The organism is Pseudomonas sp. NPDC089534 (assembly GCF_044749305.1).
GTDB classification, from domain to species: domain Bacteria; phylum Pseudomonadota; class Gammaproteobacteria; order Pseudomonadales; family Pseudomonadaceae; genus Aquipseudomonas; species Aquipseudomonas ekonensis.
On the sequence record NZ_JBIVHR010000014.1, the window covers coordinates 1 to 26,772 of the forward strand.

The following is a 26,772-nucleotide window of genomic DNA, read 5'->3' on the forward strand; positions in this document are numbered from 1 at the left end:
GATCAGCTCTTGGGCATGTGGCTGTGCGGGATCAGCTCTTGGGCATGTGGCTGTGTGGGACCAGCTCTTGGGCATGTGGCTGTGTGGGATCAGCTCTTGGGCATGTGGCGAGGGAGCTTGCTCCCGCTGGGCTGCGAAGCGGCCCCCGGATCGGACTGTATGGCGCACCAGCCCCGGCGCGGCAGCCGTTGGCGGTCGCTGCGCAACCGAGCGGGAGCAAGCTCCCTCGCCACAGGGGACGGGGCGGCCATGAGGCTCTAGCGGTGCTGGATCAGTTTGTTGCGCAGCGCCGTCATGTCGTCCGGCGCCAGCTCCAGCCAGAACTGCGGCTTGCCGGCGATCTCGGCGGCGGCCGGCACGCCGTCGCGGTACACCAGCCGGTTGCCCGCCAGCGCCGGCACTTTTGCGCCCGGCAACAGGGTGCCGGCCAGGTTCAGCGGGTCGACCCCGCACACCGCCACGAGGCTGCCGTCATGGGGCCGGCGACGGACCTCGCGCAGCAGCGGGATCGCTTCGGGCAGGGCGAACTGCTCGCCCGCCAGGCCGCTGACGAAGCGCCCGCCGCGGATCTCGCCCCGGGCCTCCAGGCGATGAAAGGTCTGGAGCAGCTCGCGCCAGCTCGGCAGCCAGTCCGCCTCGCGCTCCAGCAAGCGCCAGAACACCACGCCGTAGCGGCGCAGCAGGGTCATGGCGATGTGTTCCAGGGCCTGCGGTTTATCCACAGGCGCGCCGCGCCGCAGCAAGGCCCAGCGTCCGGCATCGTCCATGCCGCCGGCGAAGGCGCCGCGGCCGCGCCGGTGGCTGCGTTGCGGGCGTTTGCCGGCCGGGGCGGTCAACGCCCGCAGGCCGGCGAAGCTGTCGGCGTTCACCAGGCCCGCGCCCACCAGTTCCTGCAAGGCGGTCTCCAGTTCCGAGCGCAGCAGGTGCGCTTCGTGGATCAGCTCGTCGAAAAACAGTGCGCCGTGCAGGCTCAGGGCCTCGAACACCTTTTGGGCTTTGGGCGACAGTTCATCGCTCGGCGTCTGTTCGGCCAGCCCGCTCCACAGCCCCACCCGGCTGCGCGGCAGCAGCACCACCGGCGTGCTGCGCAGGGCGCTGCCGCCCGGGGTCGGGCGGGCGTTCAGGCGCATCCACACCTGTTTGCCGCTGCGGCACAGCTCGTCCAGCCAGCCTGGCGAGTAGTCCTTGAGCCTGGCCGGCAGCAGGTCGCTGTCCCAGGCCGACGCGGCCGCCGGGTAGCCTTCGAACTGGGCGACGATGGCCGGCAGCACGGCGTTGCCCTGGCCTTGGGTGGCGGCCGACAGATGCTGCCAGTCGAACAGGAACCGCATGAAGTCCTGCAGCGTCACCGGTTCGATTTCCCGGCGCAGGCGCTTGACCGTGTAGCGGTGGATCCGCGCCAGCAGGTGCCGCTCGCACCACTCTTCGGCGTCCAGCCCAGGCGTGAAGCGGCCGCGCAGCACATAGCCCTCGTGCTCCAGGCGGGCCAGGGCCTGTTGGACGAGCGAGGCCGACAACGCCAGCGGTTCGCCGATGGCCTGCACCGGCAGCGGGCCGAAACCGCCGAGCCGGGCGCGGATCACCTCGACCAACGCGTCATCGGCCGTCCAGGCCTCGTCGAAGCCGGGCAGCGGCTCCACCGCCGGATGCCGTTCGGCCTGTGGATAAAGCGCCAGCAGACAGGCCAGGCGTTCCCGCGCCAGCCACAGTTCCTGCTGCGCACCGATCCGCAAACGGCAGGCGCGGCCGCTGTCGGCCAATGCCTCCAGCCATTGCGGCCAACGTTGGTCGGCCTGGGCCTCGCGGTCGCTGACGCAGGCCAGGGTCATCAAGGCTTCGTGCATTTCATCGACGTTGCCCGGCGCCGGCCAGGCCTCTTGCGCGACGGCGGCGATCGCGTCGGCGTCCAGTGCGCCGAGGTCGTCGGTGGACTGCGGATCGCTCCAGCGCCGGTTGAGCACCGCCTGGGTGCGGCGTTCCTCCAGCGGCGCATCGTCGAGGAAGGTGTAGGGGCGGGCGCTGAGGATCTCGGCGGCCAGCGGCGAGGGCGCCGGCAGGTCGCGGCTGACCAGGCGCACGTCGCCGCGCTCGATGCGCCGCAGCAGGGCGAGCCAGCCCTCGGTGTCCATCGCTTCGTGCAGGCAGTCGTCAATGGTCTGCTCGACCAGCGGATGGTCCGGGATCTCACGCTCGCCGGCAAGGTTCTCAAGGCAGGCGATCTGGTCGGGAAACACGCTGGCGATCAGGTCTTCGCTTTTCATCCGCTGCAACTGCGGCGCGACCTTGCGCCCGCCGACGAAGCGCGGCAAGGCCAGCGCCACCCCGGCGTTCCAGCGCCAGCGCACGCCGAACAGCGGCGCGTCCAGCAGCGCTTGGATCAGCACGTGTTCGGCGCTGTCGCTGCGCAGGTAGCGCCAGACGTCGTCGAGGGCGAAGCTGTGGCTGGTGGACAGCGACAGCACAATCGCGTCTTCGCTGGCGGCCGCCTGCAGCTCGAAGTTGAAGGTGCGGCAGAAGCGCTTGCGCAGGGCCAGGCCCCAGGCGCGGTTGATGCGGCTGCCGAACGGCGAGTGGATGATCAGTTGGGTGCCGCCGGACTCGTCGAAGAAGCGCTCCATCAGCAGCGTGTCCTGCGAGGGCAGGGCGCCGAAGGACTGGCGGGCGCGGGCCAGGTAATCCACCAGTTGCCCGGCGCTTTCAGGGTTCAGGCCGAGGGTCGCGGTCAGCCAGTCGAGGGCCGGTTGCAGGTCGCCGGGGCGGGCGCCGAGCAAGGCGTCGAGCTGCGCGTGCAGGCGCGCCACCGCCGCCGACAGTTCGGCGCTGCGTCCCGGCGCTTCGCCGAGCCAGAACGGAATGGTCGGCGGCTGGCCCTGGGCGTCCTCGACCCGCAGCTTGCCGGTCTCCACCCGCAGGATGCGGTAGGACGTGTTGCCGAGCTGGAACACGTCGCCGGCGATGCTCTCCACGGCGAAGTCTTCGTTGACGCTGCCGACGTTCAGGCCCTGCGGCTCCAGCAGCACGCTGTAGTCGGCGTTGTCCGGGATGGTGCCGCCGCTGGTCACGGCGGTCAGTTGCGCGCCGCGCCGGCCGCGCAGGGTGCCGCTGACGGCGTCGCGGTGCAGGTAGGCGCTGCGGATGCCCTGGCGGCCGTTGTAGCCTTCGGCGAGCATCGTCAGCAGCGCCTGATAGTGCTTGTCGTCGAGCCCGGCATAGGGTTCGGCCTGACGCAGCAGCTTCAGCAGCGCGGCCTCGCTCCATTCCCGGCAGCTGACCTCGGCGACGATCTGCTGCGCCAGCACATCCAGCGGCGCCTCGGGGATGTGCAGGATGTCGAGTTCGCCCCGGCGCACGCAGTCGAGCAGGGCCGCGCATTCGATCAGGTCGTCGCGGGAGGTGGCGAACAGCCGGCCCTTGGGCGTGCCGCCGACCTGGTGCCCGGAACGCCCGACCCTTTGCAGGAACGCGGCGACCGAGCGCGGCGAGGCGATCTGGCAGACGAGGTCGACGTCGCCGATGTCGATGCCCAGCTCCAGCGCGGCGGTGGCCACCAGCACGCGCAGCTCGCCGCGCTTGAGCCGCTGTTCGGCCTCCAGCCGCGATTCCTTGGCCAGGCTGCCGTGGTGCGCCGCCACCGCGTCCTTGCCCAGGCGCTCGCTCAGGTGCCGGCTCAGGCGTTCGGCCAGGCGCCGGGTGTTGACGAACACCAGGGTGGTGCGGTGCTCGCGCACCAGGTCGGCGAGGCGCTCGTAGACGAGTTCCCAGACATCGTTGGCCATCACCGCCGACAGCGGCACGGGCGGCACCTCGATGCCCAGGTCCCTCGGCCGGGCGTGGCCGATGTCGATGATCTCGCAGGGGCGGCCGTGGCCGACCAGAAACCGCGCCACCGCCTCGATGGGGGTCTGCGTGGCCGACAGGCCGATGCGCAAGAGCGGCTCCGGGCACAGCGCCTGCAAGCGCTCAAGGCTCAGGGCCAGGTGGCTGCCGCGCTTGCTGGCGGCCATGGCGTGGATCTCATCGACGATCACCGTGCGCGCGGTGCCGAGCATTTGCCGCCCGGACTCCGAGCCGAGCAGCACGTAAAGCGATTCGGGGGTGGTCACCAGAATGTGCGGCGCGTTCTTGCGCATCGCGGTGCGGTCTTTCTGCGGGGTGTCGCCGGTGCGCACGGCGGTGGTGATCTCCAGCGCCGGCAGGTCCATCCGGCGCAATTGGTCGGTGATGCCGGCGAGGGGATCCTGCAGGTTGATGCGGATGTCGTTGGACAGGGCCTTGAGCGGCGAAACGTAGACCACCAGGGTTGCGTCCGGCAGCCCGTCGGGGTTTTCCAGGCCACGGCGGACGAGGTCGTCGAGCACGGCGAGGAAGGCGGTGAGGGTCTTGCCCGAGCCGGTGGGCGCCGCGATCAGGGCCGAGCGGCGCTGGCGGATCAGCGGCCAGGCGCGGGCCTGGGCGGCGGTGACCGTCGGGAACGTGCTGGCGAACCAGGCGCTGACGGCGGGATGAAAGCCTGCCAGGGCGCTGTCGGCGGGGAGGGGCAGATTCATGGGGCCAGTTATGCGGGCACCGGCCGCAAGTTGCAAGTCTGACAGGCTGACCGGTTCCTTGTGGCGAGGGAGCTTGCTCCCGCTCGGCTGCGAAGCAGCCGCCTTTCGTTCAATGCAACCCGAGCGTCGTCGGGGCCTCTGTGCCGCCGGCGGGAGCAAGCTCCCTCGCGATAAAGCCTGCGCCGATCCCGAAGATCTACACTTTGCGGGTGACGGTTGCGCACTAAACCCGCAAAATGCAACGATTCCGGCAATGACCGGCGGCGCCAGCCGCGCCGCCATCGCCATGTTTCCCATCAGACTGGGCCTGCTGACTCTATGCGAATGCGCCTTATGTTACTGGGCGGCGGAAATGCCCTTGGGCAGGCGCTGATTCGCCTCGGTGCAGAGGAAGACATCGGTTTCCTCGCCCCCCGCCCGCCCGAAGACGGCTGGGATGCCGCGAGCCTGACCCAACTGCTCGACGACACCCGTCCCGACGCGTTGATCAACCTCGCCTACTATTTCGACTGGTTCCAGGCCGAGGCCGTCAGCGAAAGCCGCCTGGCCGGGCAGGAACGCGCCATCGAGCGTCTGGCCGAGCTGTGCCAGCACCACGAAATCATCCTGTTGCAGCCCTCCAGCTACCGGGTGTTCGACGGCTCCCGCGCCACCGCCTACAGCGAGAAGGACGAGCCGGTGCCGTTGGGCCTGCGCGGCCAGGCCCTGTGGCGCATCGAGCAGAGCGTGCGGGCCACGTGCCCGCAGCATGTGCTGCTGCGCTTCGGCTGGCTGCTGGACGACAGCCCTGAGGGCACGCTGGGCCGTTTCCTCGCCCGCGCCGAACAACCCGACGAACTGCTCCTGGCCGATGACCGCCGGGGCAATCCGACCCCGGTGGACGACGCGGCACGGGTGATCATCTCGGTGCTCAAGCAACTCGATTGCGCGGCGCCGCTGTGGGGCACGTACCATTACGCCGGCCAGGAGGCGACCACGCCGCTGGCGCTGGGCCAGGCGATCCTGACCGAAGCGCGGGGCCTGCACCCGCTGGCCGTCGAAGCGCCGACCGCCCAGGCCCACGCCGCACGTCCGGACGCCGCCGAAGAGCCGCAGCACGCGGTGCTGGCCTGCAAGAAAATTCTGCACACCTTCGGGATCAAGCCGCGCGCCTGGCGCGCTGCGCTCCCGGGCTTACTGGATAGGTTTTACCGTCATGGCTGAAGGCCCTGTTTTAATCACCGGCGGCGCCGGTTTCATCGGCTCGCACCTGGTCGACGCACTGCTCGCCAAAGGCCGTTCGGTGCGGGTGCTTGACGACCTGTCCACCGGCAAGCGCAGCAACCTGCCGCTGGACAACCCCAAGGTCGAACTGGTGGTCGGCGATGTCGCCGACGCGGCGCTGGTCGCCACGGCGATGCAGGGCTGCAGCGCCGTCGCCCACCTGGCGGCGGTGGCGTCGGTGCAGGCGTCGGTGGACGACCCGGTGAAGACCCACCAGAGCAACTTCATCGGCACCTTGAACGTCTGCGAGGCCATGCGCGTGGCCGGCGTCAAGCGTGTGCTGTTCGCCTCCAGCGCGGCGGTCTACGGCAACAACGGCGAAGGCCAGGCGATCGACGAAGACACCCCCAAGGCACCGCTGACGCCCTACGCGTCGGACAAGCTGGCGGGCGAGCATTACTTCGATTTCTACCGGCGCCAGCACGGCCTGGAACCGGTGATCTTCCGCTTCTTCAACATCTTCGGCCCGCGCCAGGATCCGTCCTCGCCGTACTCCGGCGTGATCAGCATCTTCAGCGAGCGCGCGCAGAAAGGCCTGCCGATCACCGTGTTCGGCGACGGCGAGCAGACCCGCGATTTCCTCTACGTCGAAGACCTGGTCGATGTGCTGGTGCAGGCCATCGAGAAACCCGAGGCGCAGGCCGGTGCGGTGAACGTCGGCTGGAACCGCGCGACCAACCTCAAGCAGATGCTGGCCGAGCTGGAAAAGGTCGTCGGGCAGCTGCCGGCCGTGAGCTACGGCCCGGCCCGTTCCGGTGACATCCGCCACTCGCGGGCCGACAACCGGCGTTTGCTGGAGCGCTTCGACCTGCCGGCGCAGACGCCGATGAGCGTCGGCCTGGCGCGGTTGCTGGGGCGATAGTCCGAAGAAACAAAAAAGGCGCCTTTTCAGGCGCCTTTTTTGCGGGCGGGGTATCGCTTTGATGCTCGATGCGATCCCTGTGGCGAGGGAGCTTGCTCCCGCTCGACTGCGCAGCAGTCGCAGATCCCGTCAACGCGGTTTTTCTGAAGCACCGCTTCTGTCCGGATCGGGGCCGCTTTCGCAGCCCGGCGGGAACGAGTCCCCTCGCCGCATTAGCCCTCATCCACCACCACGTGAACGTTCTTAGAACTTGTAGCCCAGACCGACCATGTACACAAACGGATCGACGTCCACGTTCACCCGTGCGCGGGTGCCCGGGGCCACGGCGTTGTTCTCGACGGTGGCGCGGGTGTCGATGTCGATGTAGCGCACCTGGGCGTTGAGCATGATGTTGTCGGTCAGCATGTAGTCGGCGCCCACCTGCCAGGCCAGGCCCCAGGAGTTCTTCGCCTTGAAGTTGCTGAAGCCGTTGGACTGGGCCTGGCTGCCGACGTGCTCGTCGTAGATCCAGGTGTAGTTGATGCCGCCGCCGATGTACGGCTGGAAGGCCGACTTCGAATCCAGCGGGTAGTAGACCAGGCTCAGGGTCGGCGGCAGGTGCTTGAGGGTGCCGAGCTTGCCGTTGGCGGCAGCGAGGCCCGTGCCCTTGAGCTTCACGTCATGTTCGAACGGGGAGGCGGCGAGCAGCTCGACGCCCAGGTTCGGGGTGATCATGTAGGCGAAGTTCAGGCCCAGCTGCGTGTCGCTGCTCATGGTCGCCTTGCCGCCCAGGTTGGCGCCGCTCAACGGACCCTGGTCGACCTTGACGCTGGAGCTGTCGGCCTTCGGGTTGACGGTGATCGCACCGGCGCGAACGATGATGTCGCCGGCTTCGTGGGCATGGGCGAGCGGGGCTGCGAGCGCAAATGCAAACAGCGAGGCGCTGAGCAAGGACTTGTTCATGGGGGCTCCAAAAGGACGTTGAAAAGGTTCGATGTCCAAATGGTACGGAGCCGTCTGATACGGTCTTTTGATTCAGCTCAATGAAACAGTGATCGCCGGTTTTTCTGCGGAACTTCGCCGGCCCCATCGCCGGCAGGCCGGCTCCCACAGGGGATGGGAGTCAGGCACTGGGCCATTGTGGGCGCCAGCCTGCTGGCGACGGCAACCGCCCAGGCACCGCAGCCGTTGCGGATTCACTCCGGCAGTTCATACACATAGATCTTGTCCGCCGCCATCTGATACCCGGCGTCGGCCAGTTCGCTGGTGGACGGCTTGACCTGCAGCGGCCCCTCGACCCAGTACGGCTGGTACAGCTCGTCGAGCTTCACGCCCAGCTCGCTCTTCACATGCACGATCTGGTTCGACGGCGGTGGCGGCACGTGGATGCAGGCGCCGAAGTACGGCACCAGCAGGAAGTCCGTGGTGCGGCCTTCCTCGCTGACCTCCAGCGGCACGATGTAGCCCGGCAGGCGCACGTTCTGCCCGTCGAGGCTCTGCACCACCGGGGCGTTGGGCATGTCCTGCTTGGCCGCCGGCGCGGACTCGGCGGACAGCGCGTCGCCCATCTTCGACAGGTCGTGCAGCGGCGTCATGTTCGGCGTCTCCGCCGGCGCGTCCGGCGGGATCATCTCCGACCAGGTCAGGTCTTTCGGCGCGGCCGCCCACACGGGCAGGGCGACCAGCAACAGCAGCGCGAGCACGGCGCGGGGCATGGTGGACATCCTCATAGACGGATCGACAGGCCATCGGCCAGGGATTGGCGGTAGGCGCGCCAGGCCGGCACGCTGCCCATCAGCAGCGCGGCCGCCAGAATGCCACCGAGCAGCGTCCATTCATACTCGCTCGGCCAGGCCAGCGGCAGGTACAGCCCGTAGTTGGCCTGCACGTAACCTTGGGCCGCAGCGATGCCGATGTACAGCAAGGCCAGTCCGGCGGTCACGCCGACGAGCGCCAGGGCGAAGGCTTCCAGCACCAGCAGGCTTGCGATGTGCCAGGGCCGCGCACCCACCGAGCGCAGGATCGCCATCTCCCGGCGGCGTTCGTTGAGGCTGGTGAGGATTGCCGTGAGCATGCCGATCAACCCGGTCAGCACCACGAACAGCGACACCACGAACAGGGCCTTCTCGGCGGTGCCCATCAGGCTCCACAGCTCTTGCAGGGCCACGCCCGGCAGGATCGCCAGCAGCGGTTCGCCGCGGAACTCGTTGATCTCCCGTTGCAGGGCGAAGGTGGAAATCTTGCTGTTGAGGCCGAGCATGAACGCCGTGATCGCCTGGGGCGTCAGGTCCATGTTGCGCGCCTGTTCGGCGCTGATCCGCCCGTTGCCCCGGGCCGGCACGCCGTTGTGCCAGTCGATGTGGATCGCCTCCATGCCGCCGAGGCTGATGTGCAGCGTGCGGTCCACCGGCGTGCCGGTGCGCTTGAGGATGCCGACCACGGTGAACGGCTTGTCGTCGTGTTTGACCAGGCTGATCGCCGCCACGCCGTGGGCCAGCACCAGTTTGTCGCCGAGCTTGTAGTGCAGCGCCTCGGCCACTTCGGCGCCGAGCACCACTTCGAACGGATCGGTGGCGAAGGCGCGGCCGTCGGCCAGTTCCAGAGGCTGCTGGCGGCCGTACCGGTAGTGGTCGAAATAGGCGCCGGTGGTGCCCATCACCCGGTAGCCGCGGTGGGAGTCGCCGAGGGACATCGGGATCGCCCATTTCACCTTCGGATCGTTGGCGAAGTGCTCGAAGCTGTCCCAGCGGATGTTGTTGGTGGCGTTGCCGATGCGGAACACCGAATACAGCAGCAGGTTCACCGAACCCGAACGGGCGCCGACGATCAGGTCGGTGCCGCTGATGGTGCTGGCGAAACTGGCCTTGGCCTCGGTGCGCACGCGCTCCACCGCCAGCAGCAGGCAAACGGAGAGGGCGATCGCGAACGCGGTCAGCAGGGCGGTGAAACGGCGGTTGGCCAGGCTGGCCATGGCCAGGCGGAACAGATACATCTCAGACCTCGGCGGACGTGGCGGCGCGATTGAGTTCGGCCAGGGACAGGTGACGGTCGAACAGCGGGGCCAGGCTCTGGTCGTGGCTGACGAACAGCAGGCTCGATCCGGCGTCGCGGCATTCGGCGAACAGCAGGCGAATGAAGTTTTCCCGGGCGTCGTAGTCCAGCGCCGAGGTGGGTTCGTCGGCGATCACCAGTTCCGGCTGACCGATCAAGGCCCGTGCCGCCGCCACCCGTTGCTGCTGGCCGATGGACAACGAATCGGCGCGGCGGCCGAGGATGTTTTCATCGTTCAGGCCCAGGTGGGCGAGCAGGGTGGCGGCGGCCCGGTCGACACTGCCGTGGCGCTGCCGGGCCCGCTGCGCCCGCAGCTTCGAGAAGTGGCACGGCAGCTCGACGTTCTCGCGCACCGACAGGAACGGCAGCAGGTTGAACTGCTGGAAGATGTAGCCGGTGTGGTCGACCCGGAAGCGGTCGCGGGCGCCGGCGCCGAGATCGGTCAGCTCCTGGCCGAGCAGGCGGATGCTGCCGCGGCCGGGCTTCTGCACCCCGCCGAGCAGGCCGAGCAGGGTGGTCTTGCCGCTGCCGCTGGGGCCCTTGAGGAACAGGGTTTCGCCGGCCTCCAGGCGGAACGCCGGGATGTCCAGCAGCGGCGGGTGGCCGGGCCAGCTGAAGCCAAGGTCCGACAGTTCGATGAGTGTTTGGGTCATGGTGCCGATCCCACAGGGTTTGGGTGGGTTCAGAACTTCAGGGCAGCGGCCTTGGCCGTCACTTCGGTGCCTTGCTGGCCGCTCGGGCCGATCAGTTGCACCTGGATTTTCTGGGTGGCCGGGAAGGTGCTGAACACCTTCGAAAGGTCCAGCGCCTTCAGCGCACCCGGCGTCGCGCAGCTGAACTGGTAGTGGGCGTGGATCTCGCTGTGGTCGTGGTGATGCTCGTGGCCGTCCTTGTCGGCTTCCTCGTCATGGTCGTCGTCGGCGTCGGGCTTGTCGCCGAACAGCGGGCTTTCCAGTTCCTGGCGGGTGACCTTGCAGCCGGCGGCGGCCGGCAGGCTGAACAGCGCCAGCGGTTGTTCGAGCTGCGCGCGGGCGGCGGCGACCTTGGCCTTGTCGGCTTCGCTGGTGGCGGCGTGTTCGAAGCCGACCAGGTTCATCGCCGGGCTTTCCAGTTCCAGCTCCAGGGTCTGGCCGTCGAGCGCGGCGTTCAGGCGGCCGACGCCATGCTCGTGGGCGCCGAGGCTGCCATGTTCGTGGTCATGGTCGTGCTCGTCGGCGGCCTGGGCGACGGCCAGCGGCAACAGGGCAAACGGCAAAGCGAGCAGCAGACGGCGCATGGCGGTCTCCGGAAAGTAAAGTGAAGAGTTTGTTATGTAATCTTATAACGAAAGTGCGGAGAGTTTGCCCGCCCGCCCCGCATTGCGCAAGACATGAGCGCACGTTGCCCGCACCAGGTCGCGGGCAACGCTCGGGCGTCCGAAGGCGTTCGGACGGTCAGAACCCGTTGCCCGGATAGTCGAACCAGTAACGGCCCGACAGCACCTGACGGATGAAGCCGGGCTCCAGCATGTCCGGCGCGTCGCGGTTGAAGCGCTGGCGCCAGGCCGGCAGCCACCAGTAATCGACCGCCGTGCCGCGCGGGTGCACCACCAGCGTCAGCACCTCCCGGTCGATGCTGGCCTGCTCGTACAACTGATGGCTGCGATCCATGAAGCCCAGGTATTGGCCGATCGGCAGCTTGAACATCAGCGCGGCCGTGTAGACCTTCTCGCTCTGGCTGAACGCCGGGCTCTGCAGGATCTGCACGGCCTCGCAGGCATAGGCCTGGGGCTGATCGGCGATCACGCGGCCCTGAGGCGTGGAGAGCACGTCGAAGCGGTTGTCGAGTTCGCGCCAGTCCACCCGGCCGTTGCGCTCGAAGTAGCCGTGGACGAAGGCGCTCAGTGGCCCTGGCGCGCCGTCGCCGGAGGGGCAGGCCGTCATATCGACGGGCGACCAGGAGCGCCAGGCCGCAATCAGCGCCAGCGCAAGCACCGGGAGAATCCAGAAGAGTCGTTTCATTGGGGTGTGCTGTGCTTGTACCGTCGGAAAATGGTGAAGTCATGGTCGCTGTCGATGCCGTTGCCTGCCATCTGCCGGAAGCCGGCGTCGTTGACTTCGACCCTGTCCCAGCCGGCGGAAATGCACACGCCCTGGGCCAGGACGAACCCGACATGGCCGCTCGCATCGGTGTAATTGACAGCATACGCGCCGATGTCGCCGGGTAAAGCCGAGCGCTCCACCTTCCAGCTGTTGAGCAACCGGCTGTCGTCTGCCCATTCACCGGCCAGCGGCGGACTGAGCTTCATGTAGCCCGGTATGTATTTCGACTTGCCGTGTTCGATCAGCGCCACGTTGATGCCGATCGAGGTCAGCACGTCGTAGACGAACAGGTTGCATTTGTTGGTGTCGGCGGGAAATTCCACGCTCTGCTTCAAGGTCGGATGCTCCAGCGACTTTTTGCTCGTTTTGCCGGCCCATGCCGTGGAGCCCCGGTGCTGAAGGGCCGCCAGCAGTATCCGGCGCGGCATGTCCTGGATCATCACTTTGACGGTGCGGGTCTGGTTCTTGCGCTTGACCCCGTATTCCACTTCATAGAACACATCGTTCGTGACGGCCCCGGTGGTGGACAAGGGCACCCTGACCCAGGGTGACACGGCAACCATCGTCAGACGGTTGCCCGGGGTCAGCGTGGCGGTGTTGAGCGCCTTTTGCGCGCCGGAAGCCCCGACGACCCGCAGGCTGACCTCATGGCTGTCGCGGCTCTTGATGGTCTTGGTCTTTCCCGTGTCCTTGATGGTGACGAGGGTTTGCGCCTTGTCGGGCTGCAGCAGGTACGTCTGGTCGGGGCCGTCCGCCTGCGTGATCGCGTCGTCGATGACGTTGCCGTCGATCAGCAGCTGAAACTTCACGCCCCGGGGCGCCTGCATCAGGAAGTCCTTAAAGACCAGTTTGATTTCCGATTTCATGACGCCTCCTGATCCAGCGGCTCTTCGTAGACATAGAACGACCACTCGGCGTCTTCGCCGACCAGCAGGGTGTCGTAGTCTTCGGGGTTCTCCACGGCGTGTTCGCAGCCTTCGCCGGTGGCCGTGCAGGTGCTGTCCTCGAGGATGGCGGCCTTGTTCTTGTCCTTGAGGCGGTAGGCCAGGCCAGGCTTCTCGGTGTCGTCCTGGCGCTCGACGATCACCTGCAGATACCGGCGGGACGCCAGGGCGGCGACGGGCGGGCCCATGTCGATGGGGGCGGGTCGGCCGATGCCGGCATAGCCGCTGTGCTGTTGGGTCAGTACCTTGTTGGCCATGGGCGGGCAGCCGCAGGCGACGTAGTCGCCCTCAAGCGCCGCGGGGCCTGCGGGCAGCATCAGGGTGCGCTCGCCCACCGCGACGATCGGCCCCTGGCCGGCGCTGCAGGCCGGGCAACTGGCGAGTTGCCCGATGGAGGCGATGATCTGCCCTTCGATCCTGAGGTTCTCGTTGCCTTCGAGCACCGCGCCACCGGTGGAGGTGGGGGCTCCCTTGGAGGCCAGTTTCCTGCCTGCAGACATGGGCGTCCTTCCCATGGAGAAAAAAGGAAATATAGACGCTCCCGGCAAATCTGCCGGATGCCCTGAACGGTGCGCTTGGCGTTGCGCACTTGCCGTGGGAGCATGCGGCCATTCACGTGCGGGAGAGAACTATGTTGCGGATACGCGGAACCGTCGGCGACCTGCCGGTGGACTTGACGCTGGAACTGGATGACGGCGACTGGGCGCGGCTCGGTTCGCACTTCGGCGCGTCCTTGCAGGCGCCGCCGCCGACTGCCGCAGCGCCGGCGGCGAAACCGTCGAACCAGGACGACGCGCTGTGGCAGACGGCGCGGGAGCTGCTGCGCAAGGCCGGGCAACTCAGCGGGCCGGACCTGCTGGAGCAGTTGGAAGGGCTGACCGGCAGCGCCGCAGCGGCCAAGCGCTTGCTGGTGCGGCTGCGCCACTGCTCGCAGGTGAAGGTGGCGAGCGGCGGGGATACGCCGCTCTACAGCTGGATCGAGTGACCGGTCAGTACAGCGCCGCGAACACCTTGCGCCGGTAGGCGCTCACCAGCGGGTGATCGTTGCCCAGCAGTTCGAACACTTGCAGCAAGGTCTTGTGCGGCAGGCCTTCGCCGTAGCTGCGGTTACGGATGAACAGCTTGAGCAGGGCGTCCAGCGCCGCTTCGTACTGCTGGCGGGCCAGTTGCTGGATCGCCAGCTGATACACCGCTTCATCGTCCTGCGGGTTCTGCGCAAGGCGCGCCTTGAGCTCGGCGGCGTCCGGCAGGTCGCGGGCCAGGCCGAGGAACTTGATCTGGGCCTTGGCCCCGGCCAGCGCAGCCTTGTGCTCGTCGCTCTTGACCGCGTCGAGCACGGTCTGCGCCTCGCCCAGCTCGCCGCGTTCGGTGAGGCAGCGGGCGTACAGGATCAGCGCCTTGGCGTTGGTGTTGTCCTCGCCCAGGATCACCACCAGCGCGGCTTCGGCGTCCGCGAACCGGCCGGCGTCGAACAGCGCCTGGGCCTGTTCGAACGGGTCGGCGGCGGCCGGCGGCGGCATCTGCACATGGGGTTCGAGCATCGCGCGCACGGCGGATTCGGGCTGCGCCCCGGCAAAGCCGTCCACCGGCTGGCCGTCCTTGAACAGCACCACGGTCGGCAGGCTGCGGATGCCGAAGCGGGCGACGATGTCCTGCTCGATGTCGCAGTTGACCTTGGCCAGCAGCAGCTCGCCCTGATAGCTCTCGGCGATGCCCTGGAGCATCGGCATCAGCGCCTTGCACGGCGCGCACCACTCGGCCCAGAAATCCACCAGCACCGGTTTGTTGAAGGAGTTCTCGATCACCGACCGGTCGAAATCGGCGGTCGTGGCGTCGAAGATGTACGGCGTTTGCTGACTCATGGGGGCTCTCGTGAACGCGTGAATGGGGCAACTATACGGCTTGGCGGGGGGCGGCCGGAAGCGGTGGGCTAGCGCCGCGCATGGTAGAGGCTGACATGCCGGAACTCTTCGGGCTCGGCCAGGTCCGGCAGGGTCATGGCCTCCAGCATCTCGATGCGGGTGTACTGCGGATGACGGAAGTCGCGCACCCGGGAGTCGGCCACCAAGGCCTCGCGCCCGCGGCTGAGGAACGCGTCGAGCAGCGGCAGGTTCGCCCGGTCGTACAGCACGTCGGCGACCAGTATCAGGTCGAAGCGGTCCGCCTCGGCGAAGAAGTCCGTCGAGTAGCCCATCTCCACGCCGTTGAGCCTGGCGTTCGCCCGGCACGCGGCAATCGCCAGCGGGTCGAGGTCGCAGGCCACCACTTCCAGCGCGCCGGCCTTCACCGCGGCGATCCCGGCGATGCCGGAGCCTGCGCCGAAGTCCAGCACCCGCTTGCCCCTGACCCATTCGGGATGTTCGGCCAGGTATCGGGCCACCGCCAGGCCGCTGGCCCAGCAGAAACTCCAGTACGGCGGCTCATGGAGGATGCGGCGGGTTTCGTCCGGGGTGAATTCCCGGGCCATGTTGTCGCCGTCGATCAGCCACAGTTGCAGGTCGGTGCCCGGCAGCGGGCAAGCCACCAGCCGGGCGTCGCCGAGCAGTCCGCTCAGGGCCTGCTGCAGGTCGAACGGCGCATTCATGGCGCTTTGACGAACTGCAGCGGGCCCAGTGCCTGGGTGGTCGGCTGGGTGATGGTCTGCGACGGCAGGTGCAGGATCAACTGGCCGGACTGGCTGGCGCGGCCACGCAGCTCGACCCGGGCGCCGGCGGGGAAGGCGTCGGGGTTGAAGCGCAGGTGGAACGGCAGCGCCTGGTCGTTGCCGATCAGCGTGGCGCTGGCCAGCAGTTGCTGCGGCCGGTCCTTCTCGTCGATCACCAGCAGCGCCAGTTCGACTTCGGCGCCGGCGGGCACGCCTTGCAGGGTGCCGCTCAGCTCGCGCTGGTAGGCCGGCAGCGGGCCGAGGTCGGCGGCTTCCCGGGCCTTTTTCTGCGCCTGCTGCGGCGCAGGGCCCGGCGTCGGCGGCTGGGGCTTGGGCGCGTCGCTGCCGCAGGCCACCAGCAGGCTGAAGAGACTGAGCAAAACGAGCGGGCGTAACGGCATTGGCGGCTCCGTAATAATGAAATCCGTGGATCGTCAGATCATGGCAGTCTGTATACCGCAAAGCCTATGGCTTGTCTTGCCACGGGGATGCGCTACCATGGCCCTCCCATTTTTTGTTGCCAGCCACCATGCACTGTCCCTTCTGCGGTGCCAACGACACCAAGGTCATCGACTCGCGTCTGGTCGCCGAGGGCGAGCAGGTGCGCCGCCGGCGTGAATGCCTGGCCTGCGGCGAACGTTTCACGACGTTCGAGACGGCTGAGCTTGTGTTGCCGCGCCTGATCAAAACCGACGGCAGCCGCCAACCCTTCGACGAAGACAAACTCCGCGCCGGCATGCAGCGTGCGCTGGAGAAGCGTCCGGTGAGCGTCGAGCGCCTCGAGTCCTCGCTGGTGCACATCAAGCACAAGCTGCGCGCCACCGGCGAGCGCGAGGTCAAGTCCCTCGTGGTCGGCGAACTGGTGATGGCCGAGCTGCAAAAGCTCGATGAAGTCGCCTACATCCGTTTCGCGTCGGTGTACCGCCGCTTCCAGGACCTCAACGAGTTCCGCGAAGAGATCGACCGCCTGGCCCGCGAGCCGATGAAAGAATGACCGCCGCCGAACAGGCCGTCCTCGATGCGCACTTCATGGCCCGGGCCCTGGAGCTGGCGCGCAAGGGCCACTACACCACCCATCCGAACCCGCGGGTCGGCTGCGTGGTCGTGCGCGACGGGCAGATCGTCGGCGAAGGCTGGCACGAGCGCGCCGGCGAGCCCCATGCCGAAGTCCACGCCCTGCGCGCCGCCGGTGATCTGGCCAGGGGCGCCACCGCCTACGTCACCCTCGAACCCTGCAGCCACCATGGCCGCACGCCGCCGTGCGCCGACGCGCTGGTCAAGGCCGGCGTCGGGCGGGTGGTGGCGGCGATGCAGGACCCGAATCCGCAGGTCGCAGGCAAGGGCCTGCAACGCCTGGCCGACGCGGGCATCGCCATCGCCAGCGGCGTGCTGGAGGGCGAGGCGCGCAAGCTCAACGAAGGTTTTCTCAAGCGCATGGAGCACGGCTTGCCGTTCGTGCGGGTCAAGCTGGCCATGAGCCTCGACGGGCGCACGGCCATGGCGAGCGGCGAGAGCCAGTGGATCACCGGCCCCGCCGCCCGCTCGGCGGTGCAGCGCCTGCGGGCCCAGGCCAGCGTGGTGCTGACCGGCGCCGACACGGTATTGGCCGATGGCGCACGCTTGACCGTGCGTGCCGGCGAATTGGGCCTGGATGCGGCGCAGACCGCGCTGGCCATGAGCCGGCCGCCGCTGCGCGTGCTGGTCGACGGCCGCCTGCGGGTGCCGCTGGACGCGCCGTTCTTCAAGGCGGGTCCCGCGCTGGTCGCCACCTGCGCGGCCGTGGAAGAGCAGCACGCCGAAGGCCCCGAATGCCTGCATGTGCCGGGCGAGGACGGCCAGGTCGACCTGCGCCGGCTGCTGACCGAACTGGCCGGCCGCGGCGTCAACGAAGTGCTGGTCGAGGCCGGGCCGCGCCTGGCCGGCGCCTTTGCGCAGCAGGGGCTGGTCGACGAGTTCGTGATCTTCATCGCCGGCAAGTTCCTGGGCTCCGCGGCGCGTCCGCTGCTCGACTGGCCGCTGGCGTACATGAAGGACGCGCCGGAACTGAAAATCAGCGAAATCCGCGCGGTGGGCGATGACTGGCGAGTCACTGCAATCCCTCTGCCTGCCGCGAGCGTATAATTCCCGGCCATCGCGTTAGCGCAGGCGCCGTTCTCAAGGAGAACCCCATGTTCACCGGCATCATCGAATCCATCGGCAGCATCCGCGCACTGACCCCCAAGGGCGGTGACGTGCGGGTGCATGTCGAAACCGGCAAGCTCGACCTCAGCGACGTCAGGCTCGGCGACAGCATCGCGGTCAACGGCGTGTGCCTGACGGCGGTCGAACTGCCGGGCAACGGCTTCGCCGCCGACGTCAGCCGCGAAACCCTCGACTGCACCGCCATGAATGACCTCAAGAGCGGCAGCCCGGTCAACCTGGAAAAGGCCCTGACCCCGACCGCCCGCCTGGGCGGGCACCTGGTCAGCGGTCACGTCGACGGCGTCGGCGAGGTGGTGTCGCGCAGCGACAACGCCCGCGCCGTGGAATTTCGCATCCGCGCGCCGAAAGAACTGGCCAAGTACATCGCCCACAAGGGCTCGATCACCGTCGACGGCACCAGCCTGACGGTGAACGCGGTCGACGGCGCCGAGTTCCTGCTGACGATCATTCCGCACACCCTGAGCGAAACCATCATGGCGTCCTACAAGCCGGGCCGTCGGGTGAACCTGGAGGTCGACCTGCTGGCGCGCTACCTGGAGCGCCTGCTGCTGGGCGACAAGGCCGCGGAGCCGACCGCCGGCGGCACCATCACCGAAAGCTTCCTGGCCGCCAACGGCTATCTCAAATCCTGAAACTCAATTTCTGAAAGAATGGGGGTGCCTTGTGGCGCTCAATAGCATCGAAGAGCTGGTTGAAGACATCCGCCAAGGCAAGATGGTCATCCTCATGGATGACGAAGACCGCGAGAACGAAGGCGATCTGATCATGGCCGCCGAATGCTGCAAGGCCGAGCACATCAACTTCATGGCCAAGCACGCCCGCGGCCTGATCTGCATGCCGATGACCCGCGAGCGCTGCGAGACCCTGAAGCTGCCGCTGATGGCGCCGCGCAACGGTTCCGGGTTCGGCACCAAGTTCACCGTGTCGATCGAGGCCGCCGAAGGCGTGACCACCGGCATCTCCGCCGCCGACCGCGCCCGCACCGTGCAGGCCGCGGCCGCCAAGGACGCCAAGGCCGAAGACATCGTCAGCCCCGGCCACATCTTCCCGCTGATGGCCCAGGCCGGCGGCACCCTGGCCCGCGCCGGCCACACCGAAGCCGCCTGCGACCTGGCGCGCATGGCCGGTTTCGAGCCGAGCGGGGTGATCTGCGAGGTGATGAACGACGACGGCACCATGTCCCGCCGCGCGGAACTGGAAACCTTCGCCGCCGAACACAACATCAAGATCGGCACCATCGCCGACCTGATCCACTACCGGATGATCCACGAACGTACCGTTCAGCGGATCGCCGAGCAGCCGCTGGACAGCGAACTGGGCCAGTTCAACCTGGTCACCTACCGTGATTCGGTCGAAGGCGACGTGCACATGGCCCTGACCCTGGGCAACGTCTGCGCCGAAGAGCCGACCCTGGTGCGCGTGCACAACATGGATCCGCTGCGCGACCTGCTGATGGTCAAGCAACCGGGCCGCTGGAGCCTGCGCGCCGCCATGGCCGCCGTGGCCGAGGCCGGCAGCGGCGTGGTGCTGCTGCTCGGTCACCCGCTCGACGGCGACGTGCTGCTGGCGCACATCCGCGAGACCGGCGACCAGGCGGCGGCGAAAAAGCCGACCACCTACAGCATCGTCGGCGCCGGTTCGCAGATCCTGCGCGACCTGGGCGTGCGCAAGATGCGCCTGATGAGCGCGCCGATGAAGTTCAACGCGATATCCGGTTTCGATCTGGAAGTTGTAGAATACGTGCCCTCCGAATGATGACCGGTTGTTTCCGGCCCTTGATTCGCGGTTCAAATATCCCTGAGGGGCGCGTAACAGACGCGTCCCGGCTCTTTAAGAGATCTGACGAATGACCCTGAAGACCATCGAAGGTACTTTCATCGCTCCAAAAGGCCGCTACGCTTTGGTAGTGGGCCGTTTCAACAGCTTCGTGGTTGAAAGCCTGGTCAGCGGCGCAGTCGATGCCCTGGTTCGCCACGGCGTGAGCGAAAGCGACATCACCATCATCCGCGCACCGGGCGCCTTCGAAATTCCGCTGGTCGCGCAGAAAGTCGCCCAGAAAGGCGAATTCGCGGCGATCATCGCGCTGGGCGCGGTCATTCGTGGCGGCACCCCGCACTTCGAATACGTGGCCGGCGAATGCACCAAAGGCCTGGCCCAGGTCTCCATGGAGTTCGGCGTACCGGTCGCGTTCGGCGTGCTGACCGTCGACTCCATCGAGCAAGCCATCGAACGTTCCGGCACCAAGGCCGGCAACAAAGGTGCCGAAGCTGCCCTGTCCGCCCTGGAAATGGTCAGCCTGCTGGCGCAGTTGGAGGCCAAGTGATTAGCGACGACAGCGATCGTTTCAACCCGCGCGATCCGAAACCTGCGAACGCCGGCAAGCCATCCAAAAGCGCCAAGCGCCGCGAAGCCCGTCAGCTCGCGACGCAAGCGCTGTACCAGTGGCACATGGCCCGGGCTTCGCTGAACGAGATCGAGGCACAGTTTCGGGTCGACAACGATTTCACCGATGTCGACGGCGCGTACTTCCGTGAGATCCTGCACGGGGTTCCGGCCAACCGCACCGAGATCGACAACGCGCTCACGCCTTGCCTGGACCTGGCCATCGAAGAGCTGGACCCGGTCGAGCTGGCGGTGCTGCGCCTGTCCACCTGGGAGCTGCTCAAGCGCGTCGACGTGCCTTACCGCGTGGTGATCAACGAAGGCATCGAACTGGCGAAAGTCTTCGGTTCGACCGACGGCCACAAGTTCGTCAACGGCGTGCTCGACAAACTGGCCCCGCGCCTGCGTGAAGCTGAAGTGAAGGCGTTCAAGCGCTGACCGGCGTTTGAGACCTCATGGGCGAGTTTGAGCTGATCCGGAATTTCTTCGCCGCCGCGCCCTGTGCGCAGGGCGGCGAGGGCGTTGCCCTGGGGATCGGCGACGACTGCGCCTTGCTGGCGGTTCCCGGTGGGGAACAGCTGGCGGTTTCCACCGATACGTTGGTGGCCGGCGTGCATTTCGCCGATCCCTGCGATCCGTTCCTGCTCGGTCAGCGCTCGCTGGCCGTGGCGGTCAGCGACCTCGCCGCCATGGGCGCCACGCCCCTTGCCTTTACCCTTGCCCTGACCCTGCCGACGGTGACCGCCGATTGGCTGCAGGCCTATGCCCGCGGCTTGAGCCAGATGGCTCAGGGCTGCGGCGTGGCGCTGGTGGGCGGGGACACCACCCGTGGGCCGTTGAGCCTGACCATGACCGTGTTCGGCCGCGTGCCGGCGGGCCAGGCCCTGACCCGCAGCGGCGCTCGCCCAGGCGATCTGCTGTGCGTCGGCGGCGAACTGGGCAATGCCGCCGGCGCCTTGCCGCTGGTGCTGGGGCAGCGCGGGGCGGCGGACGATGTCGCGGGGCCGCTGCTGGCGCACTACTGGTCGCCGCAGCCGCAACTGGCATTGGGCCAGGCGCTGCGCGGCAAGGCCACGGCGGCGCTGGACATCTCCGACGGCCTGCTCGCCGACTGCGGGCACATCGCCCTGGCGTCGAACGTGCGGCTGGAGGTCGAGCGCGAGCGGGTGCCGCTGTCGGACGCCCTGGTGGCGTTCCTCGGCCAACCTTGCGCCGAGCGTGCGGCCCTGAGCGGCGGCGACGATTACGTGCTGGCCTTCACCTTGCCGTCCGTCGAGTTGCCGGCGCTGCTGGCCGACGGCTGGCCGATCCATGTGATCGGCCGCGCGGTGCAGGGGCAGGGCGTGGCGCTGCTCGACCGCGACGGACGCGACATCACCCCGCAGATCCGGGGTTATCAACATTTTCAGGAGTCACCGTGACAGATCACCCGAAACAGGTTCCGGCTGAATGCGTTCCGCCGTCGGTCTGGCGCAATCCGTGGCATTTCCTGGCCTTCGGGTTCGGTTCCGGCACCTTGCCCAAGGCGCCGGGCACCTGGGGCTCGCTGGTTGCGCTACCCTTTATCCCGTTGTGGCAGATGTTGCCCGACTGGGGGTACTGGCTGATGCTGGGCATCACCATGCTGTTCGGCTTCTGGCTGTGCGGCAAGGTGGCCGACGATCTGCGGGTGCATGACCACGAAGGCATCGTCTGGGACGAGATGGTCGGGATGTGGATCACCCTGTGGCTGGTGCCGGAAGGCTGGTACTGGCTGCTGGCCGGATTTGTGGTGTTCCGCTTCTTCGACATACTCAAGCCATGGCCGATCCGCTGGGTGGACCGGCATGTGCACGGCGGCGTCGGCATCATGCTCGACGACGTGCTGGCCGGCGTGTTCGCCTGGCTTGCGATGCAGGGACTGGTGTGGATTTTCGCCTGACGGTTCAGGCGTGAACGAGGGACTAGGGATGGCTCGACGCTGGTTGGCGCTGCTGGTTTTTGCCTGGCTCGGTTTCGGGGCCGCTTCCCTGGCCCGGGCGGAGGATGCGCCGCCTGCGGTCATTCATCTGGCCAGCGAGGAGTGGGAGGACTACACCGCCGCCGACGGCCACGGCCTGGCCTGGGACGTGCTGCGGCTGGTGTTCGAGCCGGCCGGGGTGAAGCTGGACATCCGCACCGTGCCGTACACCCGGTCGGTGGGGCTGGTGCAGCTCAAGGAGGTCGACGCGCTGGTCGGCTCCTACCGAGACGAAGCCGAGCAGGTGCTGTACCCGCGCTGGAACTTCGACTCCGACCACATCTACGCCCTGGGGCTTGCGAGCAATCCGGCGCCGACCCAGGCCTCCCTGGGCAAGTACCGCCTGGCGTGGGTGCGGGGCTACCGCTACGAGAACTACCTGCCCAACATCAAGCGCTTCAACCAGATCGAGCGGCGCACGGGGATCCTGTCGATGCTCAAGCAGGGGCGGGTGGATTTCTACATCGATGCGCTGACGGAGATCGAAGCGGTGGTCAAGGACGCCGACGATCCGGCGCAGTACCGCTACTCGCATCTGGCGGAGCTGCCGCTGTACCTGGGGTTCGCCGACACGCCGCAGGGCCGGGCCCTGATGGCGCTGTATGACCGGCGCATGGAGCAGTTGGTCAAGACCGGCGAGCTCAAGGCCGTCTTCGAGCGCTGGAAGCAGCCGTACCCGTTCGACCCGAACGGCTGACGCCATCGCCAGCGGGCAGGCTCCTACAGGTTCTGTGCCGGGCACAGGAGGGCGGGGGCTGGAATGCCCGGGCTGACATCAAACTTTTTGATGGTTATGGCCGACAATTCAGCCTAAGCGTCTGTCGGAACCTGCTGTTACAATGCCGCCCAGCGAATATTCAGACTTTTCAGATCAGGAGCACACCGGTGCCTGTCGTTTTTGTCGCCGCTTCCAAGCTGCCAACGCCTTTTGCGCAATTCACCATGCACGGTTTTCTCGACGATGCCACCGGCCGCGAGCACGTCGTGCTGAGCCTGGGCGAGATCGCCGACGGCGCTCCGGTGCTGGGCCGGCTGCATTCCGAATGCCTGACCGGTGACGCCTTGTTCAGCCAGCGCTGCGACTGCGGTTCGCAACTGGAAGCCGCCCTGCGCGCCATCGCCCGCGAAGGCCGCGGCGTGCTGCTGTACCTGCGCCAGGAAGGCCGCGGCATTGGCCTCTTGAACAAGATCCGCGCCTACGAACTGCAGGACGGCGGCGCCGACACCGTTGAGGCCAACGAGCGCCTGGGCTTCGCCGCCGACCAGCGCGACTACGCCATGTGCCTGCCGATGCTGGAGCACCTGGGCGTCAAGTCGCTGCGCCTGATGACCAACAACCCGCGCAAGGTCAAGGCGCTGACCGACATGGGCATCGTCGTTGCCGAGCGCGTGCCGCTGCACACCGGCCACAACCCGCACAACAAACTCTACCTGGCCACCAAGGCCAGCAAGCTCGACCACATGATGGGCAACGAGCACCAGGGCGAGGTCGACCGGGCGTGACCCGCGGTCAAGTGCGTCGCCGCCTGTCGCTGGCCTGGTGGAAATACCTGGCGCTGGCGCTGCTGCCGCTGTTCGTGCTCAACGGCGTGTTCGGCCAGGGCGAGGCGATCCTGCCGGTGCTGGCGATGCCGCTGTTCATCGCCGGCGTGGCGTCGATGTTCGTCAGCCTGAAGTTCTTCGGCCGCTACAAGCATGCGTTGATCGCCACCCAGAAATCCCTCGACACCCCCGAAGAGCCCGGTGCGTGGATCGCCTTGGCGGCCCGTCGCCGCACCGCGTTCCTGGCGGCGGCGTTGCCGGCCTGGATCGGCGCGCTGGCGGTGTTCGTCGGCCTCGAAGCCGTGCCGCTGATGCTGCTGGCGCTGTCCACGGCCGTGCTGTTCTACCTCTACCGCATCCCGCGTCAGCTCGGTTGATGCGGCGTCTCTGGCTGGCGGTTCTGCTGCTGGCCGCAAGCGGCGGGGCTTCGGCCGGCCTGCGGGTGGTCAGCCTCGCGCCTTCCCTGTCTGAAATCGTCGTCGAGCTGGATTCGGCCGACCTGCTGGTGGGCGTGCTGGACGCCGGCGAGCGGCCGGACGCGCTCAAGCAAGTGCCTTCGGTAGGACGCTACGGGCAGCTCGATATGGAGCGCTTGCTCAGCCTCAAGCCCGATCTGCTCCTGCTCTGGCCCGGCAGCGTCGGCCCGGCCCAGCGCGAGCAGCTCAAACGGCTGAACATTCCCACCTTCGTGGCCGAACCCCACAGCCTCGACGAGTTGCTCGCGCAGATCGAAGCCATCGCCCGGCGGCTTGGCCGGCCGGAGCGTGGGACCGAACGGGCCGCTGCATTGCGCAACGACCTTGAAGCGCTGCGCACGCGCTATCGCCGGGAAAGCCCTCTGCGGGTGTTCTATCAGGTCTGGGACAAGCCGCTCTACACCGTCGGCGGCGGGCAGATCATCAGCGATGCGCTGGCGGTGTGCGGCGCGCGCAACGTGTTCGCCGACCTGAGTTTGCCGGCGCCGCAGGTCAGCGTCGAGGCCGTGCTGCAGCGCGATCCCGAGGTGATCCTGGCCGGTGAACAGGCGCAGCTCGATGCCTGGAAAGCCTGGCCGCAGGTGGCGGCGGTGCGCCAGGGGCAATTGCTGTGGGTGACCGACAAGGGCCTGGAGCGGCCAAGCGGGCAGATGATCGAAGCGACCGCCAAGCTCTGCCGGTTGATTGCGCCCGGGCGTTGAGGCCTTTGCTTTACGGTGTCCTTGGTGGCGCCATCGCCAGCAGGCTGGCTCCCACAGTTTTTGCAGTGACCACAGATTCTGCACTCACCCAAGATCCCCTGTGGGAGCCAGCCTGCTGGCGATAGCGTCAGTCAAAACCCCGCCGCATTTCCGCTCAGAGCCGCGGTGTCCAGGTCACCCCGAACATCCACGCCCGACCTTCCTCGCGGTAGCCGTACTGACTGCCGTCATGGCTGTACAGCACCCGGCTGTAATCCTTGTCCAGCAGGTTGTCGACCTTGAGATCCAGCTTGATCTCCCGGCTCAGCGCCCAGCTGCTGCGCAGACCGAGCAGGCCGTAGCCGCCCAGGGCATGCTGGTTGTTCAGGTCGTCATAGCTGCCGCTGACCGCTTGCCAACTGGCGCCGAGGCCGAGCCGGTCGAACTGCCGGTCCAGGTCCCAGCTCAGCGTGCGGCGGGCGCGGCGGGCCAGGGTGTGGCCGGTGTCGCGGTCGCGCGGGTCGATGACCGCCACGCCGAGGTTGCTCTGCCAGCCGTACAGTTCCTGTTTCAGCGCCGCTTCGAAGCCGTTGATCCGCGCCGAGGCGACGTTCTGCGGCCGTGAGTTGCTGCCGAAAATGATCGCGTCCTCAAGGTCGGTGCGGTACAGCGACGCTTCGAGGCGGCTGCTGTCGCTCAACTGGCTGCGCCATTGCAGCTCGTAGCTTTTCGAGGTTTCCGGCTTCAGGTCCGGGTTGCTGAAGTCCGGGTAGTACAGGTCGTTGAAGGTCGGCGCGCGGAAACCTTCGCTGTAGCTCAGCAACAGGTCGTTGTCCGGGTTCACCGGCACGGTGAGGGTGCCGCTCCAGCTGTTCTGGCCGCCGAACTGCTGGTTCTGGTCGTGGCGCAGGCCCAGTTCGGTGGAGAAACTGTCGGCCTGGTAGCGGTGCTGGATGAAGGCGGCACGGTTCCAGCGGCTGTCCTCGTCGAACGCGGTGCTGCTGTTGATCCGGTCTTCGTACCAGTCGCCGCCCAGGATCAGGCTGTTGCGGGCATCGAGGGTCAGGTCGTTCTGCCAGTTCACCGAATCGCGGTAGGTGTTGAACACCGAGCGCTCGTCGCTGAGCTTGTCGAGGGTCTTGTCGCGGTTTTCGCTGTGGCCCAGCTCCAGGCGGGATTTCCAGCGCTCGTTGATCCGTGCGTCCACGTAGCTGCTGAAACCGCTGACGGCGAAGTCGCTGTAAGGCTGTTGCTGCACGGAGTCGAAGGTGACCGGGTCGAAGCGGCCGAACGGGTTGTCGAATTCGCTCTTGCCGCGGTTGTCCAGCAGGTTGGCGCCCACTTCGATGTCGTCGCTCAGCGCGTGGCTCAGGCTCAGGCTTAAGGACTGGTTGCGGTAGGCGTCGTGGTCGCCGTCGCTGGGATACGACTCATGGGTGCGGTCGATGCCGGCGGTTTCGTCGAGGCTGGCGCCGAGGTTGAAGCGGGTCTTGTCGTCGCCGCCGGACAGGCCGAGGCTGCGCTCCCAGGTCTGGTGGCTGCCCAAGCCCACATGCATCCGTGGTTGCAGGCCCGAGTCGCTGCCGCGCCGGGTGAAGATCTGGATCACCCCGCCGATCGCATCGCTGCCGTAGATCACCGAGCGCGAGCCGCGCAGCACTTCCACCCGCTCGATCTGTTCGATGTTCAGGTGCTGCAGGTTGCTGTCGCCGGAGGTGGCGTTGCCGATGCGCTGGCCGTCCACCAGCACCAGGCTCTGGGCCGATTGGGTGCCGCGGATGTAGATCCCCGGCAGGCTGCCGCGCCCGCCGGTCTGCGCCACCTGCACGCCCGGCACCCGCTGCAGCAGGTCGGTGACGCTGCGCGGCTGCAGCCGCTCGATATCGACGCGGGTGAACACGGTGTTGGCGGCGCTGCTGTCGTTGCGGGCCTCGACCTGGCGGTTGGCGCTGATCAGCACGTCGGGCAGCTTCAGGGCGTCGTCGCGCTCGAAGGCGTCGGCGAATGCCGGGTTGGCGGGGAGCAGGAGGAGGGGCAGGGCGAGGCGCGAGAGTTGCATCGGCAGTCCATTGAGGTTTCAGGCGTACATAAAACCAATGTGGGAGCGAGCCTGCTCGCGA

Annotated in this window: 28 protein-coding genes; 15 read left to right on the forward strand and 13 right to left on the reverse strand. The window is 67.5% G+C overall.

Annotated features, from left to right (window positions below; all coding sequences use genetic code 11):
• Nucleotides 1–257 precede the first annotated feature (257 nt).
• Entirely contained in the window at nt 258–4,547 is a 4,290-nt protein-coding gene (locus ACIP0B_RS06165) for a DEAD/DEAH box helicase (RefSeq protein ID WP_400830528.1), read from the reverse strand.
• A 318-nt stretch (nt 4,548–4,865) separates the two neighbouring features.
• Here ACIP0B_RS06165 and ACIP0B_RS06170 point away from each other — a divergent pair, with 318 nt between their 5' ends.
• Together ACIP0B_RS06170 and ACIP0B_RS06175 are read left to right on the forward strand one after the other, a co-directional pair.
• Nucleotides 4,866–5,750 (forward strand): sugar nucleotide-binding protein, encoded by an 885-nt coding sequence (locus tag ACIP0B_RS06170; RefSeq protein ID WP_400830530.1) that lies wholly within the window; start codon nt 4,866–4,868, stop codon nt 5,748–5,750.
• Nucleotides 5,743–6,672, forward strand: coding sequence for an NAD-dependent epimerase/dehydratase family protein (locus tag ACIP0B_RS06175; RefSeq protein WP_400830532.1), 930 nt, complete (start codon nt 5,743–5,745; stop codon nt 6,670–6,672). Before ACIP0B_RS06170 ends, ACIP0B_RS06175 begins: the two co-directional genes overlap by 8 nt.
• Nucleotides 6,673–6,915: 243 nt before the next feature.
• On the opposite strand, the gene ACIP0B_RS06180 is transcribed toward ACIP0B_RS06175, so the two are convergent.
• From ACIP0B_RS06180 to ACIP0B_RS06215, 8 genes are all read right to left on the reverse strand, one after another.
• Nucleotides 6,916–7,614, reverse strand: coding sequence for an OmpW family protein (locus ACIP0B_RS06180; protein ID WP_400830534.1), 699 nt, complete (start codon nt 7,612–7,614; stop codon nt 6,916–6,918).
• A 233-nt stretch (nt 7,615–7,847) separates the two neighbouring features.
• Entirely contained in the window at nt 7,848–8,366 is a 519-nt protein-coding gene (locus ACIP0B_RS06185; RefSeq protein ID WP_400830535.1) for a DUF3299 domain-containing protein, read from the reverse strand.
• 11 nt (nt 8,367–8,377) lie between these two features.
• Nucleotides 8,378–9,643: an ABC transporter permease gene (locus ACIP0B_RS06190; protein ID WP_400830537.1), complete on the reverse strand. Its 1,266-nt coding sequence runs from the start codon at nt 9,641–9,643 to the stop codon at nt 8,378–8,380.
• A gap of 1 nt (nt 9,644) precedes the next feature.
• Entirely contained in the window at nt 9,645–10,355 is a 711-nt protein-coding gene (locus ACIP0B_RS06195; protein ID WP_400830538.1) for an ABC transporter ATP-binding protein, read from the reverse strand.
• A gap of 29 nt (nt 10,356–10,384) precedes the next feature.
• Nucleotides 10,385–10,978 (reverse strand): DUF2796 domain-containing protein, encoded by a 594-nt coding sequence (locus ACIP0B_RS06200; protein ID WP_400830539.1) that lies wholly within the window; start codon nt 10,976–10,978, stop codon nt 10,385–10,387.
• A gap of 157 nt (nt 10,979–11,135) precedes the next feature.
• Nucleotides 11,136–11,702, reverse strand: coding sequence for a hypothetical protein (locus ACIP0B_RS06205; RefSeq protein WP_400830541.1), 567 nt, complete (start codon nt 11,700–11,702; stop codon nt 11,136–11,138).
• Entirely contained in the window at nt 11,699–12,649 is a 951-nt protein-coding gene (locus ACIP0B_RS06210) for a CHAP domain-containing protein (RefSeq protein ID WP_400830542.1), read from the reverse strand. The genes ACIP0B_RS06205 and ACIP0B_RS06210 overlap by 4 nt, the downstream gene beginning before the upstream one ends.
• Entirely contained in the window at nt 12,646–13,227 is a 582-nt protein-coding gene (locus ACIP0B_RS06215; RefSeq protein WP_400830544.1) for a PAAR domain-containing protein, read from the reverse strand. The genes ACIP0B_RS06210 and ACIP0B_RS06215 overlap by 4 nt, the downstream gene beginning before the upstream one ends.
• A 131-nt stretch (nt 13,228–13,358) precedes the next feature.
• Here ACIP0B_RS06215 and ACIP0B_RS06220 point away from each other — a divergent pair, with 131 nt between their 5' ends.
• Nucleotides 13,359–13,712 carry a hypothetical protein gene (locus ACIP0B_RS06220; RefSeq protein WP_400830545.1) on the forward strand — a complete coding sequence of 118 codons (354 nt, stop codon included), beginning with the start codon at nt 13,359–13,361 and terminating at the stop codon, nt 13,710–13,712.
• A gap of 4 nt (nt 13,713–13,716) precedes the next feature.
• Here ACIP0B_RS06220 and trxA read toward each other — a convergent pair whose 3' ends face one another.
• From trxA to ACIP0B_RS06235, 3 genes are all read right to left on the reverse strand, one after another.
• On the reverse strand, nt 13,717–14,589 hold the full coding sequence (gene trxA, locus ACIP0B_RS06225) for a thioredoxin (RefSeq protein ID WP_400830546.1): 873 nt from the start codon (nt 14,587–14,589) through the stop codon (nt 13,717–13,719).
• A gap of 68 nt (nt 14,590–14,657) precedes the next feature.
• Nucleotides 14,658–15,311: a class I SAM-dependent methyltransferase gene (locus ACIP0B_RS06230; protein WP_400830547.1), complete on the reverse strand. Its 654-nt coding sequence runs from the start codon at nt 15,309–15,311 to the stop codon at nt 14,658–14,660.
• Nucleotides 15,308–15,772 (reverse strand): YbaY family lipoprotein, encoded by a 465-nt coding sequence (locus tag ACIP0B_RS06235; protein WP_400830548.1) that lies wholly within the window; start codon nt 15,770–15,772, stop codon nt 15,308–15,310. The genes ACIP0B_RS06230 and ACIP0B_RS06235 overlap by 4 nt, the downstream gene beginning before the upstream one ends.
• A 128-nt stretch (nt 15,773–15,900) precedes the next feature.
• On the opposite strand from ACIP0B_RS06235, the gene nrdR reads away from it, so the two are divergent.
• The 12 genes from nrdR (at nt 15,901) to ACIP0B_RS06295 (ending at nt 24,673) form a co-directional block, all read left to right on the forward strand.
• Nucleotides 15,901–16,365 (forward strand): transcriptional regulator NrdR, encoded by a 465-nt coding sequence (nrdR, locus tag ACIP0B_RS06240; RefSeq protein ID WP_400830549.1) that lies wholly within the window; start codon nt 15,901–15,903, stop codon nt 16,363–16,365.
• A complete protein-coding gene (ribD, locus tag ACIP0B_RS06245) occupies nt 16,362–17,492 on the forward strand; it encodes a bifunctional diaminohydroxyphosphoribosylaminopyrimidine deaminase/5-amino-6-(5-phosphoribosylamino)uracil reductase RibD (protein ID WP_400830551.1) in 1,131 nt (376 codons plus the stop codon). The genes nrdR and ribD overlap by 4 nt, the downstream gene beginning before the upstream one ends.
• 47 nt (nt 17,493–17,539) lie before the next feature.
• Complete coding sequence (locus ACIP0B_RS06250) at nt 17,540–18,205, forward strand: riboflavin synthase (RefSeq protein ID WP_400830552.1); 666 nt, start codon at nt 17,540–17,542, stop codon at nt 18,203–18,205.
• 31 nt (nt 18,206–18,236) lie between these two features.
• Entirely contained in the window at nt 18,237–19,328 is a 1,092-nt protein-coding gene (ribBA, locus tag ACIP0B_RS06255; protein WP_085585886.1) for a bifunctional 3,4-dihydroxy-2-butanone-4-phosphate synthase/GTP cyclohydrolase II, read from the forward strand.
• A 91-nt stretch (nt 19,329–19,419) separates the two neighbouring features.
• On the forward strand, nt 19,420–19,896 hold the full coding sequence (gene ribE / locus ACIP0B_RS06260) for a 6,7-dimethyl-8-ribityllumazine synthase (protein ID WP_003228649.1): 477 nt from the start codon (nt 19,420–19,422) through the stop codon (nt 19,894–19,896).
• On the forward strand, nt 19,893–20,393 hold the full coding sequence (nusB, locus tag ACIP0B_RS06265) for a transcription antitermination factor NusB (protein ID WP_085585888.1): 501 nt from the start codon (nt 19,893–19,895) through the stop codon (nt 20,391–20,393). The genes ribE and nusB overlap by 4 nt, the downstream gene beginning before the upstream one ends.
• 17 nt (nt 20,394–20,410) lie before the next feature.
• Entirely contained in the window at nt 20,411–21,376 is a 966-nt protein-coding gene (thiL, locus tag ACIP0B_RS06270) for a thiamine-phosphate kinase (RefSeq protein WP_400830554.1), read from the forward strand.
• Nucleotides 21,373–21,876 (forward strand): phosphatidylglycerophosphatase A, encoded by a 504-nt coding sequence (locus ACIP0B_RS06275; RefSeq protein WP_085585892.1) that lies wholly within the window; start codon nt 21,373–21,375, stop codon nt 21,874–21,876. The genes thiL and ACIP0B_RS06275 overlap by 4 nt, the downstream gene beginning before the upstream one ends.
• 28 nt (nt 21,877–21,904) lie before the next feature.
• The gene (locus tag ACIP0B_RS06280) at nt 21,905–22,651 is read left to right on the forward strand and encodes a substrate-binding periplasmic protein (RefSeq protein ID WP_400830555.1); all 747 of its coding nucleotides are present in this window, start codon (nt 21,905–21,907) and stop codon (nt 22,649–22,651) included.
• 188 nt (nt 22,652–22,839) lie between these two features.
• Nucleotides 22,840–23,457, forward strand: coding sequence for a GTP cyclohydrolase II (ribA, locus tag ACIP0B_RS06285; RefSeq protein WP_400830557.1), 618 nt, complete (start codon nt 22,840–22,842; stop codon nt 23,455–23,457).
• Nucleotides 23,454–23,873, forward strand: coding sequence for an MFS transporter (locus ACIP0B_RS06290; RefSeq protein WP_400830558.1), 420 nt, complete (start codon nt 23,454–23,456; stop codon nt 23,871–23,873). Before ribA ends, ACIP0B_RS06290 begins: the two co-directional genes overlap by 4 nt.
• Nucleotides 23,873–24,673 carry a cobalamin-binding protein gene (locus tag ACIP0B_RS06295; RefSeq protein WP_400830560.1) on the forward strand — a complete coding sequence of 267 codons (801 nt, stop codon included), beginning with the start codon at nt 23,873–23,875 and terminating at the stop codon, nt 24,671–24,673. The genes ACIP0B_RS06290 and ACIP0B_RS06295 overlap by 1 nt, the downstream gene beginning before the upstream one ends.
• A gap of 154 nt (nt 24,674–24,827) precedes the next feature.
• Here the strand turns inward: ACIP0B_RS06295 and ACIP0B_RS06300 are convergent, their stop codons facing one another.
• Nucleotides 24,828–26,711 carry a TonB-dependent receptor domain-containing protein gene (locus ACIP0B_RS06300; RefSeq protein WP_400830561.1) on the reverse strand — a complete coding sequence of 628 codons (1,884 nt, stop codon included), beginning with the start codon at nt 26,709–26,711 and terminating at the stop codon, nt 24,828–24,830.
• Nucleotides 26,712–26,772 lie beyond the last annotated feature (61 nt).